This window comes from Pseudomonas sp. CGJS7 (assembly GCF_036961695.1).
Genome location: NZ_JBAMDI010000061.1, coordinates 18,959 through 40,143 on the forward strand (window position 1 = coordinate 18,959; position 21,185 = coordinate 40,143).

The window sequence follows — 21,185 nt, forward strand, 5'->3', positions numbered from 1 at the left end:
GAATGGACATCCGACCGATCCTGACCACTCTGCGCAGGCACAAGACCGCCGCCGCGCTGATCGTGTTCGAGGTCGCGCTGACCTGCGCGATCATCTGCAACGCCTTGTTCCTGATCCAGAACCGCATCGCCCGCCTCGACCGTCCCAGCGGCATGGTCGAAAACGAACTGGTGTCGGTGCGCATCACCGACATCAGCACCCGCGCCGACGCCGACGCGCTGACCCATACCGATCTGGCCGCGTTGCGCGCATTGCCCGGCGTGCGCTCGGTCGCCATCTCCAACCAGGTGCGCTACGGCGATTCGGCCTGGAACTCGGGCATCGGCCCCAACCCGAGCCAGCAGGTCGCCACCGCCGCCATCACCACGTTCTATGCCGACACCCACTTCATCGACACCGTCGGCGCCAAGCTGATCGCCGGGCGCAACTTCCGCGAGGACGAAATCGTCGCGGCCAACGAGCGGTTCAAGCCCAACGGACCCAACACCAAGGTCGCCATCATCACCAAGGCGCTGGCCGAGCAAGTCTTCCCAGGCAAGGACCCGCTCGGGCAGGTGTTCTACAACGGCGGCACCGTCGGCATCCGGGTGGTCGGCGTGGTCGAGCACCTGCTGCGGCCGAACGAGTTCGACGGCCCGGCGTCGGCCGACTACTCGGCGCTGTACCCGACCCGGGTGGATTACAACAGCGGTTTCTATCTGATCCGGGTGACCGATCCCGCGCAGCGCCAGCAGGTGTTGCAGGCCGCCGGGCAAGCGCTGTCCAAGAACGGGCCGCAACGCATCCTCAGCGAGCAGAACGACACCATCGAAGCGATGGCCGACAAGTTCCACCGCACCGACCGCTCGATGGTGTGGCTGCTCGGCGCGGTGTGCGTGGCGCTGCTGATCGTCACCGCGCTCGGCATCGTCGGCCTGGCCAGCTTCTGGGTGCAGCAGCGGACCAAGCAGATCGGCGTGCGCCGCGCGCTCGGCGCCACCCGCGGGCAGATCCTGCGCTACTTCCAGACCGAGAACTTCCTGCTCACCGGCATCGGCATCGCGCTCGGCATGGCGTTGGCGTTCGCGATCAATCTGGCGCTGATGAAGTACTACGAATTGCCGCGCCTGCCGGCGCTGTATCTGCCGCTGGGCGCGCTGTGCCTGTGGCTGCTCGGCCAGTTCGCGGTGTACGGCCCGGCCCGGCGCGCGGCGATGGTGCCGCCGGCCTTGGCCACGCGCTCGGCCTGATCCGAACGCGCAGCGGGCGGCGGCATCGCCGCCCGCACTGCCACCGATTCGACGCTCGCCGTATCCATTGACTCAAGTCCCGTCCGCGCACCGGACGGGACCGGGGCCTTGCGTCCCGCCCGATCGCCCACTTCCTCTCGGAGCCTGCCATGACTATTGCGTCCACGCACCGCCCCACCCGCTCGGTACTGCGCGTCGCCGCGCTCAGCGCCGCATTGTTCGGCGCGCTGTTGTCGCCGCTCGCACAAGCCGCCGAACCGGCGGCCACCGCGGCCCAGCCTGCATTGCCGGCCGACGTCGCCGCGCGTCTGCAGGCCTTCAACGATTTGATCGACGAACAGTGGCAAGGGCTGATGCGCGAGTTGCCCGAGCAGGCCAGCTTCTTCGGCGACTACCGCTACAACGATGCCTGGAGCGATTTCTCGCTGGCCGGCGCCAAGCGCCACGACCAGGCCACGCGCGCGATGCTGGCGCGGTTCAAGGCGGTGGACACGCGCGGGTTTCCGGAAGCGGATTTGCTCAACCACCGGCTGATGATCCGCTGGCTGGAAAGCGATCTGCGCGGCTATGCGCTGAAGACCAACGAGATGCCGCTGGATCAGTTCAACGGCACCCATCTGATTCTGACCATCCTGGTCAAGGCGTTTCCGTTCAACGACACCCGCCAGTACGACGATTACCTCAAGCGCCTGGGCGAGATCCCGCGCATCCTCGATCAAGTCACCCAGGCCGCGCGCCAGGGCGCCAAGGACGGCTTGATGCAGCCGCGCTACCTGCTGGAAAAGGTCGCCGCGCAATGCAACGCCATCGCCGAGGTATCGGCGCAGGACAGCGTGTTCGCCGCTTCGCTGAAGAACTTTCCCGACAGCGTGCCCGAAGCCGAGCGCGAGCGGCTGCGCAAGCAGATTCTGGCAGCTGTCGACCAACAAGTGCGGCCGGCGTATCGCCGCCTGGCCGAGTTCGTCGCCAAGGAATACGCGCCGCAGGGCCGCAGCGAATACGGCGTGTGGTCCTTGCCCGGCGGCGATGAACTGTATCGCCACGCGATCGAACAGTTCACCACCTCCTCGATGCCGCCCGAGCAGATCCACCAACTCGGCCTGAGCGAGGTCAAGCGGATCGAACAGGCCCAGAGCGAAATCGCCCGGCGCCTGGGTTACGCCGACCTCAAAGCCATGCGCGCCGCGGTCGCCGCCGATCCCAAGCGTCACGCCACCTCGCGCGAGCAGATGCTGGAGTTGTACCGCCAATACCTGGCGCAGATGGAAACCAAACTGCCGGAACTGTTCGGCACCCTGCCTGGCACCAAGGTGCAGGTGCAATCGGTGGAAGCCTGGCGCGAGAAGGAAGCCTCGGCCGCGCAGTACATGCCCGGCACGCCCGACGGCAAGCGCCCGGGCCTGATCACGGTCAACACCGGCGAGCCGGAAAAACGCCTGCTCACCACCATCGAAGCGGTGGCGTATCACGAAGGCGTGCCCGGCCATCATCTGCAACTGTCGATGGCGCGCGAACTGCCGGCGCTGCCGAAGTTCCGCACCCTGCTCGGCCAGATCGCCTTCATCGAAGGCTGGGGCCTGTACTCGGAAGACCTGGGCAAAGAGGTCGGTTTCTACCAAGACCCGTACAGCGACTTCGGCCGCCTGTCGCAGGAACTCATTCGCGCCAACCGCCTGGTGCTGGACACCGGCGTGCATCACAAGCGCTGGAGCCGCGAGCAGATGGTGCAGTGGATGCGCGATCACTCCGACATGGAAGAACCCAACATCCAGGCCGAGGCCGATCGCTACATCGCCTGGCCGGGGCAGGCGCTGGCCTACAAGATGGGCCAACTGAAGATCCGCGAACTGCGCGCGCGCGCCGAGTCCAAACTGGGCGCGCGCTTCGACCGGCGCGCGTTCCACGATCAGATCCTCGGCGGCGGCGCGCTGCCGCTGCGCGAACTGGAAACCCGGATCGACGCCTGGATCGCCACGGTCGGCGCTGCCGATGCCGACCGCGCACGCAGCCGGTAAGCGTCCGCCGACACGGGTTCGGCGCGCCTGCCGTGCGCGCGCCGAACCCTTCGGCCCGGCCGCTGCGGCATTCGCCGCACCGCGCCGCCGCTGGCATACTCGCCGGGTCGCGAACGCTCCGCTCGCCCCGCCTCTTTCCCTCGGTACCTTGATGCGCACGGTTCTGGTCATCGACGACAATCCCGCGGTCGGCACCGCGCTGGACCTGCTGTTCGGCTTGCGCGAGATCCAGGTGATCACCGCGCAATCGCCCGAGCAAGGCCTGGACCTGCTCGCGCGCGAAGACGTCGGCCTGGTGCTGCAGGACATGAACTTCACCGCCGACACCACTTCCGGCGAAGAAGGCGTGGCGCTGTTCCGGGCGATCCGCGCGCGCTATCCGGACCTGCCGATCATCCTGCTGACCGCCTGGACCCACCTGGACATCGCGGTGGATCTGGCCAAGGCCGGCGCCGCCGACTATCTGGCCAAGCCCTGGGACGATCAGAAACTGCTGGCCAGCGTGGAGAACCTGCTGGAACTGGCCGCCAGCACCCGCGAGGTCTCGCGCCTGCACGGCCAACGCCGCCGCGCCCATCGCGAACTGGAAGCGCGTTACGACCTGCGCGGGCTGGTGTTCGGCTCCGAACCGCTGGCGCGGGTGATCGAGCTGGCCTGCCATGTCGCGCGCGCCGACGTGCCGGTGCTGATCACCGGCCCCAACGGCGCGGGCAAGGAGAAGATCGCCGAGATCGTGCAAGCCAACTCCTCGGTCAAGGCCGGCCCGTTCGTGACCTTGAACTGCGGCGCGCTGCCGACCGAACTGATCGAAGCCGAATTGTTCGGCGCCGACGCCGGCGCCTACACCGGCGCCAACAAGATGCGCGAAGGCAAGTTCGAAGCCGCCGACGGCGGCACCTTGTTCCTCGACGAAATCGGCAACCTGCCGCTGGCCGGGCAAATGAAGCTGCTGCGGGTGCTGGAAACCGGCCGCTTCGAACGGCTCGGCTCCAACCGCGAGCGCCAGGTCAAAGTGCGGGTGATCAGCGCCACCAACGCCGACTTGCCGGCGATGATCCGCGACGGCCGTTTCCGCGAAGACCTGTACTACCGCCTCAACACCATCCAGATCGACGTGCCGCCGCTGGCCGATCGCCGCGACGACGTGTTGCCGCTGGCGCGCGCGTTCCTGCAAGACAATCCGCTCGCCGAGGGCAAGCGTTTGAGCGAGGACGCCGAGCGCGCCTTGCTCGCCCATGCCTGGCCCGGCAACGTGCGCGAGTTGCGCAACACCTTGCAGCGCGCCGCCTTGCTCGCGCGCGGCGACAGCATCGGCGCGGCCGATCTCGGCCTGCCCGCGGCGCCGGCCAGCGCGCCTGGCGCGGCCGCCGGCGAGGAACTGGACCGGGCCACCATCGAAGCCGCGCTCGATCGCGCCGGCGGCGTGTTGGCCCAGGCCGCGAGCGAACTGGGCTTGTCGCGTCAGGCGCTGTACCGGCGTCTGGAACGGCTCGGCATCAAGCGCGACTGAGGAGCGATCATGCGCCGCGTCCCCTTGAGTCTGGTGTTCGGCGCGATCGCGCTGGCCTACCTCGCGGTCGGCGCGGCGGCGACGCTGTGGTTGTCGCAACACCTGGCCCGGCCGTGGTGGGCGCTGGCGATCGTGCTGGCGGTGCTGGCGCCGCTGTTGATCTATCACGTGCAGCGCGCGTTCGCGCCGATGCACTCGCTGTTCCGCGCGCTGACCGGATCGGTGGCCAGTTACCGCGACGGCGATTATTCGATCAGCTTCCACTGGCCGGGCAAAGGCGATCTGGGCGAGCTGGTCGCCAGCCACAACCGCCTGGGCGACACCTTGCGCGAGCAACGCCTGAGCCTGGTCCAGCGCGAGCTGCTGCTCGACACGATGGTGCAGAACACGCCGGTGGCGATGCTGCTGATCGATCCGTCGCGGCGCATCGTTCACGGCAACCTGGCCGCGCGCAAGATGCTCGGCGAGGGCAAGCGCCTGGAAGGTCAGGACTTCGACGAACTCATGCGCAGCGCGCCGGCGCCGATGCAGGACGCTTTCGAACGCGGCGGCGACGGCATGTTCAGCATCGGCGACGTCGAGGACGAAGGCATCTATCACCTGTCGCGACGGGTGTTCCGCCTCAACGGCCGCGCCCATGAACTGGTGCTGCTGCGCGAACTCACCTCCGAGCTGCGCCGGCAGGAAGTGCAGACCTGGAAGAAAGTGATCCGGGTGATCAGCCACGAGCTCAACAACTCGCTGGCGCCGATCGCCTCGCTGGCGCATTCCGGCGCCGAACTGGTGCGCCGCGGCCAGTACGAAAAACTGCCGACCGCGCTCAACACCATCGAAGACCGCGCGCGCCACCTGGAAGGCTTCATCCGCGACTACGCGCGTTTCGCCAAATTGCCGGCGCCGCGGCTGGAGCCGATCGAGTGGTCGCGGTTCGTCGAGCAGTTGCGCAGCCAGGTCCATTTCGCCTTCGAAGGCGAGCACAGCGAAGCGATCGCGCGGGTCGACGTGGCCCAGCTCGAACAGTGCCTGATCAATCTGCTCAAGAACGCGCACGAGTCCGGTTCGGCGGCCGATGAGGTGCGCCTGCAACTGCGCCGGATCCAGGAAGGCTGGCGGATCGACATCCTCGACCGCGGCACCGGCATGAACGAGGCGGTGCTGGCCAACGCGCTGCTGCCGTTCTATTCGACCAAGCGCAACGGCACCGGCCTGGGCCTGGCCTTGGCCCGCGAAATCGCCGAGGCCCACGGCGGCCGCATCGCCCTGCTCAATCGCGAAGGCGGCGGGCTGTGCGTGTCGATGGTGCTGCCGGACTGAACCGCGTCCGGCGCGCTTCGCGTCGGCCCGAGCGGATCGGCGTTTAGCGAACCACGTCGGAATCTTCGTCGTTCATCGACTCGATTCGCGAACCCGCGCATGTTCTGCCGACTGCGCTTGAGCGAGTCTCGCGCAGCGAACGCAGCGCATCCAATCCTGGCTCGAAAAAAAGTAGGGTGATTCGCCTCGTGGGTCGTTTCTAGCCAGGACGCGCGCGCATCGCGACGTTCGCGTTCGCTAAATCGAGTTCGTTTTCCAACCAATGGAAGAGGAGTTTCGCCAATGCTTCGCACACCTACGCTTTTGGCTGCCGGTCTAATGGCATTTCTCGCCAGTTTCGGCGCGAGCGCAGCGCGCAATGTGGTGTTCTTAAACAATCCTTCGCCGCAAGACGTGAAAGACATCGGCAAATACACGGTCAAGAGCACCGGCAAGCCGTTCTTTTCCGATCTGGTGCTGTTCGCCGCCAACATCAACGGCAGCACGCCCAACACGCCGGTGCTGTACTACAACGCCGAGATGACCGCGATCTTGAAAGACAACATCGACGCGGTCCGCCAGTTGCAGAACAAGGGCATCAAGGTCCAGATCTCGTACCTGGGCAATCATCAGAACGCGGGCTGGTCGTGCAACATGACCGCCAAGACCGCGGCCAAGCTGGGCGATGCGATGGTCGCCGAAGTGGTCAAGTACGGGCTCGACGGCATCGACGTCGACGACGAATACTCCACCTGCTCGGGCAGCGCGAGTTCGTTCTACGCGGTACTGAAAGCGATCCGCGCCAATCCGTATTTTTCCGGCAAGACCCTGAGCAAGGCGTTGTGGTCGGACTCGACCTATTTCAAAGCGCCCTACAACGCGGCCACTCAGCTGACCGAAGGCTATGAGATGACCTACGGCGGCAGCGTCAGTTACCTGACCAAGTACGTCGGCTACGGCATGGCCAAGAGCAATCTGTTCCTAGGCATCTCGCCGGAATTCAGCTCGGCCTCGCAAGCCGGCACCATCGCCAAGAGCGTCGCCGACAACGGCTACCAGGGCGTGATGATCTGGGCGCCGAACGCGTTCTTGAACACCACCACGGCCGCGCAGTACTACACCAGCATCGTCAAGTCGCAGGCCGGTTCGACCGAGTCGGTGGAGTACGTTCCGTAAGGATGCGAACGCGCGCTAGCCGTTGAGCCGCGCGCGGATCCGGGAAGCCATTCGGCTTCCCGGATTTTTCATGCGTTCGCTCAACCTTGCGGCTTTTCTCTTTTGAGCGGACGCTTCCAGCCTTCCACCGTCGACTGCCGCGCGCGGCCGATGGTCAACTCGCCCGCCGGCGCTGGCCGGGTGATGGTCGAACCGGCGGCGATGGTCGCGTCCTTGCCGATGGTCACCGGCGCCACCAGCGAAGAGTTGGAACCGATGAAGGCGCCGTCCTCGATCGTGGTGACCGACTTGTTCACGCCGTCGTAGTTGCAGGTGATGGTGCCCGCGCCGACGTTGACGCCGGCGCCGATCACCGCATCGCCCAGGTAGGTCAGGTGATTGGCCTTGCTGCCCACGCCGACGCGCGCGTTCTTGGTCTCGACGAAGTTGCCCACGTGCGCGCCGTCGGCGAGCACGGTGCCCGGACGCAGGCGCGAATACGGGCCGATCTGCGCCGCGCCTTCGACCACCACGCCGTCGAGATCGCAATGCGCGCGAACCACGGTGCCGGCGCCGAGCTTGACGTCCTTGAGCCGGCAGAAGGGGCCGACGATCACGCCGTCGCCGAGTTCGACCGTGCCTTCCAGGATCACGTCGACATCGATTTCGACATCGCGGCCGACCTGCACGGTGCCGCGCAGATCGAAGCGCGAGGGATCGGCCAGACGCGCGCCCTGCACGCACACCGCGCGCGCGGCGCGGCGCTGATAGGCGCGTTCGAGCTGAGCGAGCTGCCAGGGATCGTTGGCGCCTTCGACTTCGATCGGATCGTCGACGTGGACCATCTCCGCCGCGCTGTATTCGGCGGCGGCCGAGGCGAACACGTCGGTGAGGTAGTACTCGCCCTGGGCGTTGTCGTTGCCCAGATGCTCCAACCAGCGCCGCAGCGGTTCGCCGTCGGCGACCAGGATGCCGGTGTTGACGGTGCGGATCTCGCGTTGTTCCTGATCGGCGTCCTTGTGCTCGACGATGCGCCCGACCCGGCCTTCCGGATCGCGCACGATGCGGCCGTAACCGGTGGGATCGTCCAGGTCGGCCACCAACACCCCGAGCCGCCCGGGCGATGCCAACAGACGTTGCAGCGTATCGGCCGCGATCAGCGGCACGTCGCCGTACAGCACCAGCACCCGCGCGTCCTGCGGCACGTCCGGCATCGCCTGCTGGACCGCGTGGCCGGTGCCCAGGCGCTGGGCCTGTTCGGACCAATGCAGATCCGACTGACCTGCGAAGGCCTGCCGCACTTGTTCGCCGCCGTGGCCGTAGACCACGTGGATGCCGGCCGGATTCAGCGCGCGCGCGGTTTCGATCACGTGTCCCAGCATCGGCCGGCCGGCGATCTTCTGCAGCACCTTGGCCGTCGCCGACTTCATGCGCTTGCCTTCGCCGGCAGCGAGGATGACGACGTGCAGCGGGTTCATCGACTCATGAGCCATGTATGAAATCTTCCTTACTTTCGATTGACGTGGATCCCCCGTCTGGGCCGAATCTTAGCAACTGCCCCCGTCGAAACGGTGCATGACGGCCGAGCGCACGGACCGATCGCGGCGGCGGACACGCTATCGCCGGTTCGGACCGGGCCGGCGAGGCGGCGACGGCCTCGCGCCGATGCCGGCGGGCGTCGCGGTGCGTCGACGCGGACCGGTCCGCGCGTCCGTTTCCGCCGCGGGCCGGTGGCCTAGAATGCCGGCATGCTCCCCCGCCCAGCCCCGCGCCATCGCGTGCGTCGTCCACCCGCGTCCCGGCCGGCACGCGCATGAGCCTGACCCGGCAAAGCCGCGACTACCTGCTGATCGGCGCGCTGCAGTACTTCGTCGATTGGGGCGCGATGGTCGGCCTGAGCCACCTGGGCATGCCGGTGGAGGCAGCCAATCTGGCCGGCCGCATCAGCGGCGCGTTGCTGGGGTTCTGGCTCAACGGCCGCTTCACCTTCGCCGGCGACGACACCCGGGTCGGCCGCCGTCAGTTCGCCCGCTTCGCGCTGATGTGGATCGCGACGACCATCGTCAGCACCTGGGCGATCAGCCTGGTCAACGACCGCGCGGGACTGCAATGGACCTGGGCGGCCAAGCCGGTGATCGAAGTGGTCCTGGGCGTCGCCGGTTTTCTGGCGTCGCGGCATTGGGTGTATCGGCGCTGAGGTGGCGACCGGGCTAGCGCCGAGCGCTGCGAGGCTGCCGATGGCTCCGCCCGAAACGAAAAACGCCGGCGCGAGGCCGGCGTTTTCGTAAGCGGCGTACAGCGGCCGGCTTAGTGCTTCATGTTCTTGCGCAGACGCTCCAGCGCCTGCAGCTGCGCCATCGCTTCGGCGAGCTTGGCCTGGGCCTCGGCGATGTCCATCTGCGGACCGCGGTTGGCCAGCGCGCGCTCGGCTTCTTCCTTGGCCGCGCGCACGGCGGCTTCGTCGATGTCCTGGGCGCGGATCGCGGTGTCGGCCAGCACGGTCACCACCTGCGGCTGCACTTCCAGGATGCCGCCGGACACGGCGAAATCCAGGTGATCGCCGTTGGGCAGGGTCACCACGACCTTGCCGGGCTTGAGCCGGGTGATCAGCGGCGCATGGCGCGGCGCGATACCGAGTTCGCCGATCTCGCCGGTGGCCACGAGCAGCGTCGCCTCGCCGTGGAAGATTTCTTCCTCGGCGCTGACGATGTCGCAACGGAAGGTGGTTGCCATATAAAAACGCCTCTATTCATTGTCCCCCTCTCCCGCGCGCGGGAGAGGGAAGGGGTGAGGACACACGGGGTCAGAGCGCGAACGTCACTGCCGATGAATCGAGCGACAGCGCCCCAACCTACCCTCTCCCGCGCCGCGGGAGAGGGAACCGTGGGTTTAGCCCACGCCCATCTTCTTGGCCTTCTCGACCGCTTCTTCGATGCTGCCGACCATGTAGAACGCCTGCTCCGGCAGGTGATCGTATTCGCCGTCGCAGATGCCCTTGAAGCCGCGGATGGTTTCCTTCAGCGACACGTACTTGCCCGGCGCGCCGGTGAACACTTCGGCGACGTGGAACGGCTGCGAGAAGAAGCGCTCGATCTTGCGGGCGCGGGCCACGGCGGTCTTGTCTTCTTCCGACAGTTCGTCCATGCCCAGGATCGCGATGATGTCCTTGAGCTCCTTGTACTTTTGCAAGGTGGCCTGGACGCGGCGCGCGGTGTCGTAGTGCTCGGCGCCGACCACGTTCGGGTCGAGCTGACGCGAGGTGGAGTCGAGCGGATCGACCGCCGGGTAGATACCCAGCGAAGCGATGTTACGGCTCAACACGACGGTGGCGTCGAGGTGGGCGAAGGTGGTCGCCGGCGACGGGTCGGTCAGGTCGTCCGCGGGCACGTACACGGCCTGGATCGAGGTGATCGAGCCGGTCTTGGTCGAGGTGATGCGCTCCTGCAGCACGCCCATTTCTTCGGCCAGCGTGGGCTGGTAGCCCACCGCCGACGGCATGCGGCCCAGCAGCGCCGACACTTCGGTACCGGCCAGGGTGTAGCGGTAGATGTTGTCGACGAAGAACAGCACGTCGCGGCCCTTGCCGTTGGCGTCCTTTTCGTCGCGGAAGTACTCGGCCATGGTCAGACCGGTCAGGGCCACGCGCAGACGGTTGCCCGGCGGCTCGTTCATCTGGCCGTACACCATCGCCACCTTCGACTTCGACAGGTCGTCCTGCACGATGACGTTGGCGTCGGACATTTCGTGATAGAAGTCGTTGCCTTCGCGGGTACGCTCGCCCACGCCGGCGAACACCGACAGACCCGAGTGCTGGGTCGCGATGTTGTTGATCAGCTCGAGCATGTTGACGGTCTTGCCCACGCCGGCGCCGCCGAACAGGCCGACCTTACCGCCCTTGGCGAAGGGGCACATCAGGTCGATGACCTTGATGCCGGTTTCCAGCAGCTCGTTGCCCGAGGACTGATCGGCGTAGTCGGGGGCCGGACGGTGGATTTCCCACTGTTCCTGGGTCTCGACCGGGCCGCGTTCGTCGATCGGCTCGCCGAGCACGTTCATGATGCGGCCCAGGGTGCCGGTGCCGACCGGCACGGCGACCGGACGACCGGTGTTGGTCGCGACCAGGTTGCGCTTGAGGCCGTCGGTGGAGCCCAGCGCGATCGCGCGGACGATGCCGTCGCCGAGCTGCTGCTGCACTTCGAGGGTGATGGCGGTGTTTTCGACCTTCAACGCGTCGTACACGCGCGGCACGGACTCGCGCGCGAACTCGACGTCGACGACCGCACCGATGATCTGAACGATCTTGCCCTGGCTGCTCATCTTTGATTCCTCAGTAACTTTCAAATGCTGCTGGTGGTCGCAGGCCCCTGGCCGCGCCCACCGGATGGATTAGACCGCCGCGGCGCCGCCGACGATTTCGGAGATTTCCTGGGTGATCGCGGCCTGGCGGGCCTTGTTGTAGACCAGGTTCAAGGTGCCGATCAGCTTGGTCGCGTTGTCGCTGGCCGACTTCATCGCGACCATGCGCGCGGCATGCTCGGAGGCCACGTTCTCCAACACCGCCTGGTACACCAGCGACTCGATGTAACGGGTCAGCACGTGATCGAGCACGGTCTGCGCATCGGGTTCGTAGATGTAGTCCCAGTCGTGCTTGGCGACCTGGGTTTCCGGCGCCGGCAGCGGCAGCAGCTGATCGAACGCCGCGCGCTGGGTCATGGTGTTGACGAAGTCGTTGTAGCAGACGAACACGCGATTGATGTTGCCGGCGCTGTAGGCGTCCAGCATCACCTTGATCACGCCGACCAGTTGCTCGACATGCGGCTGGTCGCCCAGGTGGGTGACCGAGGCCAGCATGTTGACCTTGATGCGGCGGAAGAACACCGAAGCCTTCTGGCCGATGGTGACCACGTCGATCTCGACGCCCTGCTCCTGCCACTTGCGGAACTCGCCGAGCAGCTTGCGGAACATGTTGTTGTTCAGACCGCCGGCCAGGCCGCGGTCGGACGACACGATCACGTAGCCGACGCGCTTGATGTCCTTGCGCTCGACCATGTACGGATGCCGGTAGTCGGCGTTGGCCTGGGCCAAGTGACCGATCACCTGCTTGATCACGCGCGCGTACGGGCGCGAGGTCTTCATCCGATCCTGCGCCTTGCGGATCTTGGAAGCCGAGACCATTTCGAGCGCGCGCGTCACCTTGCGGGTGTTCTGCACGCTCTTGATCTTGGTTTTGATTTCTCTGCCGCCGGCCATTACTCGCTCCGCTCGTGGAATTGGGGATTCGGGATTCGGGACTCTTCAGAGCGGGGATCGCGACCGGCTGCGCCGTACCGCGAACCCCGACTGCCGAATCCCGGCCTTGATCACCAGGTCCCGGTCTGCTTGAACTCTTCGATGCCCTTCTTGAAGGCGCCTTCGATGTCGTCGTTCCAGTTGCCGGTCGAATTGACGGTGTTGACCAGCTCGCCGGCGTTGTTGACGAAATGCGCGTGCAGCGCTTCTTCGAACGCACCGATCTTGGCCACCGGCACGTCGTCCATGTAGCCCTTGTCGACCGCGTAGATCGACAGCGACTGCAGCGCGATCGGCATCGGCGCGTACTGCTTCTGCTTCATCAGCTCGGTCACGCGCTGACCGCGCTCGAGCTGCTTGCGGGTGGATTCGTCCAGGTCCGAAGCGAACTGCGCGAACGCAGCCAGCTCGCGGTACTGCGCCAGGGCGATACGGATGCCGCCGGACAGCTTCTTGACGATCTTGGTCTGAGCGGCGCCGCCGACGCGCGACACCGAGATACCGGCGTTCACGGCCGGGCGGATGCCGGCGTTGAACAGGTCGGTTTCCAGGAAGATCTGGCCGTCGGTGATCGAAATCACGTTGGTCGGAACGAACGCGGACACGTCGCCGGCCTGGGTTTCGATGATCGGCAGCGCGGTCAGCGAACCGGTCTTGCCCTTGACTTCGCCGTTGGTGAACTTCTCGACGTAGTCCTCGTTGACGCGCGCGGCGCGTTCGAGCAGACGGCTGTGCAGATAGAACACGTCGCCCGGGTAAGCTTCGCGGCCCGGCGGACGGCGCAGCAGCAGCGAGATCTGGCGGTAGGCCACGGCCTGCTTGGACAGATCGTCGTACACGATCAGCGCGTCTTCGCCGCGGTCGAGGAAGAACTCGCCCATGGTGCAGCCCGAGTAGGCGCTGATGTACTGCATCGCGGCCGATTCCGACGCGGTCGCGGCGACCACGATGGTGTGGGCGAGCGCGCCGTTTTCTTCCAGCTTGCGCACCACGTTGGCGATCGAGCTGGCCTTCTGGCCGATCGCGACGTAGATGCACTTAATGCCGGTGCCCTTCTGGTTGATGATCGCGTCGATCGCCATCGCGGTCTTGCCGGTCTGACGGTCGCCGATGATCAGCTCGCGCTGGCCGCGGCCGATCGGGATCATCGCGTCGACGGTCTTGTAACCGGTCTGCACCGGCTGATCGACCGACTTGCGCCACAACACACCCGGGGCGACGCGCTCGACCGGAGCGGTCAGGGTCGCGGCGATCGGACCCTTGCCATCGATCGGCTCGCCGAGCGCGTTGACCACGCGGCCGAGCAGTTCGCGGCCGACCGGCACTTCCAGGATGCGGCCGGTGGTCTTGGCGATGTCGCCTTCGCCGAGGTGTTCGTAATCGCCCAGGACCACGGCGCCGACCGAGTCGCGCTCCAGGTTCAGCGCGAGCGCGAAGGTGTTGTTCGGCAGTTCGATCATTTCGCCCTGCATCACGTCAGCCAGGCCGTGGATGCGCACGATGCCGTCGGCGACCGAGGTGACGGTGCCTTCGTTGCGCGCTTCGGCGGCCAGCTTGACCTTCTCGATGCGGGTCTTGATCAGTTCACTGATTTCGGACGGGTTGAGCTGGGTGCTTGCCATTGTCGTTTCCTTGGTCCTGCATCGCGATGGGGCGACGCGCGGGTGCTTTCTTTATGTCGGGACTGGAGCTTGGCGGTTCGGGTTTCGCGGAAGCGTTGGCCTGCGAAGCCGAATTGCGAATCTCGAATCCCTGCTTTAACCGGCCAACGCCGTCTGCAGGCGCGCGAGCTTGCCCTTGAGCGAGCCGTCGATCACCACGTCGCCCGCGTCGATCACCGCGCCGCCGATCAGCGAGGCGTCCACCGCCGTCTCGACTTCGACCTGGCGGCCGAAGCGCTTGACCAGCGCGGCCTTGATCGCATCGAGTTCGGCCGCGGGCAGATCGCTGGCGGAGGTGACCTTGGCCTTGACCACGCGGTCGGCTTCGGCGCGCAGTTCTTCGAACATGCCGGAGATTTCCGGCAGCAGCGACAGACGGCGGTTGTCGGCCAGCAGCGCCAGGAAGCGCTGCACGGACTCGTCGGCGCCGTCGTTGGCGACCAGGGCGACGGCGTCGCCGGAGGTCAGCTGCGGATGTCCGAGCAGCGACTGCACCTGCGGATCGCCCGCCACGCGCGCCGAGAAGGCGAGCGCGTGCGACCAATCGCTGGAGCGGCCGGCATCGCGCGCCAGCGCGAATGCGGCGCGGGCGTACGGACGGGCGAGGGTGAGGTTCTGGCTCATCGCGTTGGGCTATCCGATCAGATTTCTGCGGCCAGCTCGTCGAGCAGCGCCTTGTGGGCGTTGGCGTCGATTTCGCGCTTGAGCAGCTTCTCGGCGCCGGTCACGGCCAGCGCGGACACCTGCTTGCGCAGATCCTCGCGGGCGCGGTCGGACGCCGCGGCGATTTCGGCATCGGCCAGCGCCTTCAGACGCGTGCCTTCGACCATCGCATCGGTCTTGGCCTGATCGACGATCTGATTGCCGCGCTGATGGGCCTGTTCGATGACCTCATTGGCCTTGGTACGGGCTTCGCGCACGATTTCATCCGCCTGCGCCTTGGCCTGCTGGATGAGCACTTCGGCGCCTTCGGCGTTCGCCAAACCTTCGGCGATCTTCTTCTGGCGCGCTTCGATCGCTGCGTTCAGCGGCGGCCAAATGAACTTCATCGTGAACCATACCAGGATCGCGAAGGAGAGCATCTGACCGAAGAAAGTCATGTTGGGATTCATGACGGGTCCTCGACGTTACTTACGTTGGGCCGACGATTGCCGGCCCGGATTGCCGAGTCGCGCCCCGAGAGGCGCGGCTCTGCCTGATCAGCCGGCGGCGCCAGCGAGCTTGACGGCTTCGATCAGCGGGTTGGCGAACGCGAAGAACAGAGCGACGGCGAGGCCGATGATGAACGCGGCGTCGATCAGACCGGCGAGCAGGAACATACGGCCCTGCAGCATCGGCACCAGTTCCGGCTGACGCGCGGCGGATTCGAGGAACTTCGAACCCATGATCGCGATGCCCAAGCAAGCGCCCAGCGCGCCGAGGCCGATGATGATGCCGATCGCGATCGCGGTCAGACCCTGAACGTTGGCGATGAACTCCATGGTGCTTCTCCTGGTAGAGGTAGTGCTAAACGGTGAAGGGAAATCGAATTAGGTAAAACGGGAATTGGGTAACAGCGGGTGACGCGGCTTGAATCAATGGCTTTCGCGGGCGCCTGCGATGTAGACGACCGTGAGGATCATGAAGATGAAGGCCTGCAGCAGAATGATCAGGATGTGGAAGATCGCCCACGCTGCGTTGGCGAGCACGCCCGGCACGAAGGTGTAGATGCTTCCCAGCAGGCCGGCGATGAGCATGAACACCAGCTCGCCGCCGTACATGTTGCCGAACAGTCGCATCGCCAGCGAAACCGGCTTGACCAGCCACTCGATGACGTTCATGACCAGATTCACCGGCACCAGCACGATCTTCATCACGCCGTGCGCGTGGAACGGCGCGGTCATCAGTTCCTTGCCGAAACCGCCGACGCCCTTGGCCGAGATCGCGTGGCCGATCAGGATGAAGAACACCGAGACCGACAGCGCGAAGGTGGTGTTGAGATCGGCGGTGGGGACCGCGCGGAAATAGGTGTGGTGCGCGGCTTCCGCGCCTTGCGTGGTGTGCACCAGCCAGCCGAACAGATCCAGCGGCAGCAGGTCCATCGTGTTCATGAACACGACCCACATGAAGATGGTCAGCGCCAGCGGCGTCACCGAACGGCGGTCGCCGTGGAAGGTGTCTTTGACCTGTCCGTCGATGAACTCGAGGATGATCTCGACGAACGCCTGACCCTTGCTGGGAACGCCCGCCGTCGCCTTGCGCGCGGCCAGGCCGAACCAAAGGATGAACAGCAAGCCGAGCACCAACGCCACGATCCACGAGTCGAAGTTGAACTTCGACAATGCATCGCTGCCAAAGACCTCACTGGTGTTGTGGGTCAAATGGTGCTTGATGTATTCGTTCAGGCCGCCCGAACCGGTCTGTTCACTCACGAAAGACACCTTATCGTTTCAAAAGATTGGCCAGTACGAAGGCCAGCGTCGCCGCCAGCAATCCCACCAGCATTGGTAGCGGCGGTAGATGCCACCGGGTCATGCCGAGCCCGAATATCATCAGTACCGCCACCCACTTGAATATGACTCCGACCCACAACCGTCCCATTGCCATCCCGGCCGGTTGTACGCCTCCCCCCAGTGCCATCCTGGCCGCCACGAGGCTGCCAGCCACCGCGGCCCCACCGCCGACCGCCGCCGCCAGCGCGAACTTCGCGCCGAGGGAGAGGAAGGCCAGTGCCGCCAGCGCGGTTGCGCCGGCTTGCCAGGCAATCGCGCGCGACGCTAGCCGGCGGCCTGCGGACATTGGATCGTGCACGCGGGTCTCGTCGGTCTGGGGTTGGCGCAAAGCGCCCGGTAGAGCCGCAAAAGTATAGAACGCGGGCGACTTTGCGGCAACCGGCGACAGTCACGGGACTGCCATAGGCGCTGTGTTGCATTGCCGCGGCCGCGTTCGTCTGACTTTTCATGCCTGCGACTATGCGGTCCAGCGCTAGTGCGTTGAATTACCTGGCAGGTAAGCAACGCCGCGCCGAGGCGCCTGGCCATAGCTGAAGGCTATCGAACCGGTTGTAAGGTTCGATTTGATTTCTCCCCAGGACGGCGTATGTTGAGAATCATTCTCATCCAGGCCATCCCCATGCGCAAGACTCTCAGCTTCGCCGGCGTGCACTTCACCGTCGCCTTCCTGGTCGGCTATCTGATGACCGGCAGCATCTGGGTCGGCGGCGCCCTGGCTCTGGTCGAACCGGCCTGCAACACGGTCGCGTTCCATCTGCATGAAAAGGTGTGGAAACGCATCGAACGCCGCCGCGCCGAGGCCGCCCGCGACGGTTCAGCCAATTCGGGTAGCGCGCTGGCGACTTGATCGAAATCTTTGACCGATTGCGGAACCTTTTCCGCAACGGCCGGTCAGTATCAACGAACGCCCGCCGCCACTCTCTCCTCGTCAATGGCAAAAGCAGCGGTGGGCACCCCGAAGCCCCGGCATGACCCGCCGGGGCTTCGCCTTTTGTGACCGAGTTTGCGTTTTTGGCCGTCCCTACTTTGCCGTATCGGCCGCTCCCGTTTTTTTCACGATCACTGCACCGCGGCGACGTCATTCATGTACGCACCAGTACATGAACTGTGCTGCATTCCCCCGCATTGGAGTGATCTTGTGACTTTCAGACTTCTTCCGTTAACGCTCGCGCTGGCCGCGGCGTGCGCTGCGTTCGCACTGCCCGCGCACGCCGAAGACGATCGATTCACCGTGCGCCTGGGCGCGATGTCGGTCGACACCAGCGGCGAGCTCAGCGCCGGCACCACCTTCCAGGGCCAGCCGTACCGCTTCAGCCAGGACTTCGATTTCGGCAGCAAGGAAACCGTGCCGCGCATCGAAGGCCTGTTCCGTTTCAGCGAGCGCAACCGCCTGCTGTTCAACTACTGGAGCTACGACAAGAGCAAGCGCGCCACGTTGAGCGACAACATCTCCTTCGACGACACCACCATTCCCGCCGGCAGCTTCGCCCAGGCCAAGACCAAGTTCGAACTGGCCAGCGTGATGTACGACTACGCGGTGGTGGAAACCGACACGGTCAGTTGGGGCCTGCAAATCGGCGTGGAATACGCCAAGTTGGAAGGCAAGCTCAACGCCGAGGCCGGCACCAGCAGCTACCGCACCAGTTCCAGCGAAGACGGCTACGCGCCGGTGGTCGGCTCGCGCCTGACCTTGTCGCCGAACGATCACTGGCGTTTCGTCGTGCAGGGCCAGTACCTGGACGCGGGCTGGGGCGATTTCGGCGACTACAAGGGCGACATCAGCCGCGCCAACGCGCTGGTGGAATACCGCTTCACCGAGAGCTTCGGCGTGTTCGCCGGCTACGACTGGTTCAAGATCGACGCCCGCCGCGGCGGACGCGACGGCGTGATCGGCCTGGATCAGCGCTTCAAGGGGCCGATGGCGGGCGTGACGTTCTCGTTCTGATTTACCAGGCCGCCGCCTGTGCGCAGGCGGCGGCTCTGCGAAGTACGAAAGACCTTACCGCGCCGTAGCCGTGGTACGTCGGCGCCGAAGCACTCGATCTGGTTGCGCGAATCCCGGTTTCGCGCACCTCTTCGTCAAGGCGAACAAGCCGTTCGTTTTCCTTTCTGCCCCTTGGGCGGCGGCGGTGGCGGCGGAGTGCCCAGCCAATTCAAACGCCCGGGAATCTCGATCCGCTGGCCCACATGGCGGCGGATCGCCTCAAGTTGATCGTCCTTGAGGCCGGCCCACCCCTGCCCGAGATCGCGGGCATGCGCGCAGTACTCCAGTGAAGCGGTCCGCTCGCGGCCTTGCACGAACACCAAATAGTCGTGCCCGATCGTCACCTCAAGACCGCAGCCCCAGTTGGGGGAGTACAAGGTCGAAACGGCGCGCATGTCGCCTTTCAAGCGTTCGATCACCACGAACTTGGCGCGCACGGCCGTGGCGCCCGCGTCACGCGCGGATTCCGCTCGACGCGCGGAGTCCGCCACGGTTTCCGCCGAAGTCACCCGCACCCTGGCCACGGCGGCGGATTGCGTTACCAATCCCTGCAAACCGCCCTCAACCTCCGGGCAAGAGCAGGCCAGAACGCTGCCTGGCACTAAGGCCAAAACCAACCAGCAGGCCCGTGCGAGCTTCACTTCTTCTTGGGAATGTACAAATCGGTGATGGTGCCGTCGAACACCTCCGCCGCCATGCCGACCGATTCGCTCAAGGTCGGGTGCGGGTGGATGGTGTGGCCGATGTCGGCGACTTCGCAGCCCATTTCGATGGCCAGGCCGATCTCGGCGATCAAGTCGCCCGCGTGCACGCCGACGATGCCGCCGCCGACGATGCGGTGGGTGGCTTCGTCGAAGATCAGCTTGGTGAAGCCCTCGGTACGGCCCAGGCCGATGGCGCGGCCGCTGGCGGCCCAGGGGAATTTGCCGATGCCGACCTTCAGGCCCTTGGCCTTGGCTTCGGTTTCGGTGACGCCGACCCAGGCGATTTCCGGATCGGTGTAGGCCACCGACGGAATCACCCGCGCGACCCATTCCTTCTTCTCGCCGGCGGCGACTTCAGCCGCGAGCTTGCCCTCGTGAGTGGCCTTGTGCGCGAGCATCGGGTTACCGACCAGATCGCCGATGGCGAAGATGTGCGGCACGTTGGTGCGCATCTGCCGGTCGGCGGGGATGAAGCCGCGATCGGTGACCTGCACGCCGGCCTTGTCGGCGCCGATCTTGCCGCCGTTGGGCGCGCGGCCCACCGCGACCAGCACACGGTCGTAGACCTGCGCTTCGGGCGCCTTTTCGCCTTCGAAGTTGACCTTGATGCCTTCCTTCAACGCTTCGGTGCCGGCGGCCTTGGTCTTCAGATACACCGCCACGCCTTGTTTCTTCAGGCGGTCGGCGAGCGGCTTGACCAGATCCGGGTCGGCGCCCGGCATCAGTTGGTCCATGAACTCGACCACGGTGACTTCGCTGCCGAGCGCGCGGTACACGGTGGCCATTTCCAGGCCGATGATGCCGCCGCCGACGACCAGCAATTTCTTCGGGATGTCGGCCAGCTCCAGCGCGTCGGTGGAATCCATCACGCGCTTGTCGTCCCACGGGAAGCCCGGCAGCTTCACCGCCTGCGAACCGGCGGCGATGATGCATTGCTCGAAGCGGATCAGCTGGGTGCCGTTGTCGCCGGTCACTTCCAGTTCGTTGGCCGAAACGAAGGTGCCGGTGCCGGCGACCACGCGCACCTTGCGCTGCTTGGCCATGCCGGCCAGGCCCTTGGTCAGTTGGCCGACGACTTTTTCCTTGTACTTGCGCAGCGCGTCCAGATCGATGCTGGGCTTGGCGAAGCTGACGCCGTAGTCGCTGGCGTGTTCGGCCTCGTCGATCACCGCGGCGGCGTGCAGCAGCGCCTTGGACGGGATGCAACCGACGTTGAGGCAGACGCCGCCGAGGCTGGCGTAGCGTTCGACCAGCACGGTGTCCAGGCCGAGATCGGCCGAGCGGAACGCGGCGGTGTAGCCGCCGGGGCCGGAGCCGAGCACCAGCATGCGGCATTCGACGTCGGCTTTGCGGCCGCTGGAAGCGGCGGCGGCCGGCGCATTCGCCGGTGCGGGGGAAGACTGGGATGCGGGCGCGGCGGCCGGCGTGCCCTCACCCGCCGCGCGCGGCGCGGCGACCTCTGCCGCGGGCGGGGAAGGTGCTTTGGTTTCGCTGGCGCCGGCAGCTTCGCCGGCGGCTTCTAGGATCGCGATCACCGCGCCCTCGGACACCTTGTCGCCGAGCTTGACGTTGAGCGACTTGACCACGCCGTCGGCCGAGGACGGCACTTCCATCGTCGCCTTGTCCGATTCCAGCGTGACCAGCCCTTGATCCTTCTTGACCGTGTCGCCGACCGCGACCAACAACTCGATGACCGGTACGTCGTCGTAACCGCCGATGTCGGGAACCTTTACTTCAATGCTGCTGGCCATCGCGCTGCGTCCTCTTCGAATCTGGTGCGGACGCGTGGGCGTCCGCCATGGGGGCGCACGGCCGGGCCGTGCGTTCGGCGCCCGCCGCGACGGCCGGCGCCT

The 21,185-nt window shown here is 65.9% G+C and carries 20 protein-coding genes; 8 read left to right on the top strand and 12 right to left on the bottom strand.

The genetic code is table 11. The features are described from left to right. Positions 1-2 precede the first annotated feature (2 nt). The 5 genes from V7787_RS29705 (at position 3) to V7787_RS29725 (ending at position 7,223) form a co-directional block, all read left to right on the top strand. On the top strand, positions 3-1,229 hold the full coding sequence (locus tag V7787_RS29705; protein ID WP_336090909.1) for an ABC transporter permease: 1,227 nt from the start codon (positions 3-5) through the stop codon (positions 1,227-1,229). 149 nt (positions 1,230-1,378) lie between these two features. Beyond that, positions 1,379-3,244: a DUF885 domain-containing protein gene (locus V7787_RS29710; protein WP_336090911.1), complete on the top strand. Its 1,866-nt coding sequence runs from the start codon at positions 1,379-1,381 to the stop codon at positions 3,242-3,244. Between the two features lie 151 nt (positions 3,245-3,395). After that, positions 3,396-4,754 (top strand): sigma-54-dependent transcriptional regulator, encoded by a 1,359-nt coding sequence (locus V7787_RS29715; protein ID WP_336090912.1) that lies wholly within the window; start codon positions 3,396-3,398, stop codon positions 4,752-4,754. Positions 4,755-4,763: 9 nt separating this feature from the next. Continuing rightward, a complete protein-coding gene (locus V7787_RS29720; RefSeq protein ID WP_336090913.1) occupies positions 4,764-6,068 on the top strand; it encodes a sensor histidine kinase in 1,305 nt (434 codons plus the stop codon). A 282-nt stretch (positions 6,069-6,350) separates the two neighbouring features. Next, the gene (locus V7787_RS29725) at positions 6,351-7,223 is read left to right on the top strand and encodes a glycosyl hydrolase family 18 protein (protein WP_336090915.1); all 873 of its coding nucleotides are present in this window, start codon (positions 6,351-6,353) and stop codon (positions 7,221-7,223) included. Between the two features lie 80 nt (positions 7,224-7,303). On the opposite strand, the gene glmU is transcribed toward V7787_RS29725, so the two are convergent. Further along, a complete protein-coding gene (gene glmU, locus V7787_RS29730; RefSeq protein WP_336090916.1) occupies positions 7,304-8,695 on the bottom strand; it encodes a bifunctional UDP-N-acetylglucosamine diphosphorylase/glucosamine-1-phosphate N-acetyltransferase GlmU in 1,392 nt (463 codons plus the stop codon). Positions 8,696-9,015: 320 nt separating this feature from the next. Here glmU and V7787_RS29735 point away from each other — a divergent pair, with 320 nt between their 5' ends. Beyond that, the gene (locus tag V7787_RS29735) at positions 9,016-9,399 is read left to right on the top strand and encodes a GtrA family protein (protein WP_336090917.1); all 384 of its coding nucleotides are present in this window, start codon (positions 9,016-9,018) and stop codon (positions 9,397-9,399) included. Between the two features lie 110 nt (positions 9,400-9,509). Here the strand turns inward: V7787_RS29735 and V7787_RS29740 are convergent, their stop codons facing one another. The 9 genes from V7787_RS29740 to V7787_RS29780 form a co-directional block, all read right to left on the bottom strand. Then, positions 9,510-9,935 (bottom strand): F0F1 ATP synthase subunit epsilon, encoded by a 426-nt coding sequence (locus V7787_RS29740; protein WP_336090918.1) that lies wholly within the window; start codon positions 9,933-9,935, stop codon positions 9,510-9,512. Positions 9,936-10,091: 156 nt separating this feature from the next. Continuing rightward, positions 10,092-11,519 carry a F0F1 ATP synthase subunit beta gene (gene atpD / locus V7787_RS29745; RefSeq protein ID WP_336090919.1) on the bottom strand — a complete coding sequence of 476 codons (1,428 nt, stop codon included), beginning with the start codon at positions 11,517-11,519 and terminating at the stop codon, positions 10,092-10,094. A gap of 69 nt (positions 11,520-11,588) precedes the next feature. Next, positions 11,589-12,452 (bottom strand): F0F1 ATP synthase subunit gamma, encoded by an 864-nt coding sequence (gene atpG / locus V7787_RS29750; protein ID WP_336090920.1) that lies wholly within the window; start codon positions 12,450-12,452, stop codon positions 11,589-11,591. A 110-nt stretch (positions 12,453-12,562) separates the two neighbouring features. Further along, positions 12,563-14,113 carry a F0F1 ATP synthase subunit alpha gene (gene atpA / locus V7787_RS29755; protein ID WP_336090922.1) on the bottom strand — a complete coding sequence of 517 codons (1,551 nt, stop codon included), beginning with the start codon at positions 14,111-14,113 and terminating at the stop codon, positions 12,563-12,565. 135 nt (positions 14,114-14,248) lie between these two features. Beyond that, positions 14,249-14,776: a F0F1 ATP synthase subunit delta gene (locus tag V7787_RS29760; protein WP_336090923.1), complete on the bottom strand. Its 528-nt coding sequence runs from the start codon at positions 14,774-14,776 to the stop codon at positions 14,249-14,251. A 17-nt stretch (positions 14,777-14,793) separates the two neighbouring features. Beyond that, positions 14,794-15,264, bottom strand: coding sequence for a F0F1 ATP synthase subunit B (locus V7787_RS29765; protein ID WP_336090924.1), 471 nt, complete (start codon positions 15,262-15,264; stop codon positions 14,794-14,796). A gap of 87 nt (positions 15,265-15,351) precedes the next feature. Further along, positions 15,352-15,624, bottom strand: a complete 273-nt coding sequence (gene atpE, locus V7787_RS29770; protein ID WP_336090966.1) for a F0F1 ATP synthase subunit C — start codon at positions 15,622-15,624, stop codon at positions 15,352-15,354. 102 nt (positions 15,625-15,726) lie between these two features. Then, the gene (gene atpB, locus V7787_RS29775; protein ID WP_336090925.1) at positions 15,727-16,563 is read right to left on the bottom strand and encodes a F0F1 ATP synthase subunit A; all 837 of its coding nucleotides are present in this window, start codon (positions 16,561-16,563) and stop codon (positions 15,727-15,729) included. 10 nt (positions 16,564-16,573) lie between these two features. Then, positions 16,574-16,942, bottom strand: a complete 369-nt coding sequence (locus tag V7787_RS29780) for a hypothetical protein (RefSeq protein ID WP_336090926.1) — start codon at positions 16,940-16,942, stop codon at positions 16,574-16,576. Positions 16,943-17,230: 288 nt separating this feature from the next. On the opposite strand from V7787_RS29780, the gene V7787_RS29785 reads away from it, so the two are divergent. Continuing rightward, on the top strand, positions 17,231-17,491 hold the full coding sequence (locus tag V7787_RS29785; RefSeq protein WP_336090927.1) for a DUF2061 domain-containing protein: 261 nt from the start codon (positions 17,231-17,233) through the stop codon (positions 17,489-17,491). Positions 17,492-17,782: 291 nt separating this feature from the next. Next, complete coding sequence (locus V7787_RS29790; protein WP_336090928.1) at positions 17,783-18,589, top strand: hypothetical protein; 807 nt, start codon at positions 17,783-17,785, stop codon at positions 18,587-18,589. Between the two features lie 134 nt (positions 18,590-18,723). On the opposite strand, the gene V7787_RS29795 is transcribed toward V7787_RS29790, so the two are convergent. Next, positions 18,724-19,065, bottom strand: a complete 342-nt coding sequence (locus tag V7787_RS29795) for a hypothetical protein (protein WP_336090930.1) — start codon at positions 19,063-19,065, stop codon at positions 18,724-18,726. Positions 19,066-19,265: 200 nt separating this feature from the next. Next, a complete protein-coding gene (lpdA, locus tag V7787_RS29800) occupies positions 19,266-21,083 on the bottom strand; it encodes a dihydrolipoyl dehydrogenase (RefSeq protein WP_442965338.1) in 1,818 nt (605 codons plus the stop codon). Positions 21,084-21,185: the final 102 nt, after the last annotated feature.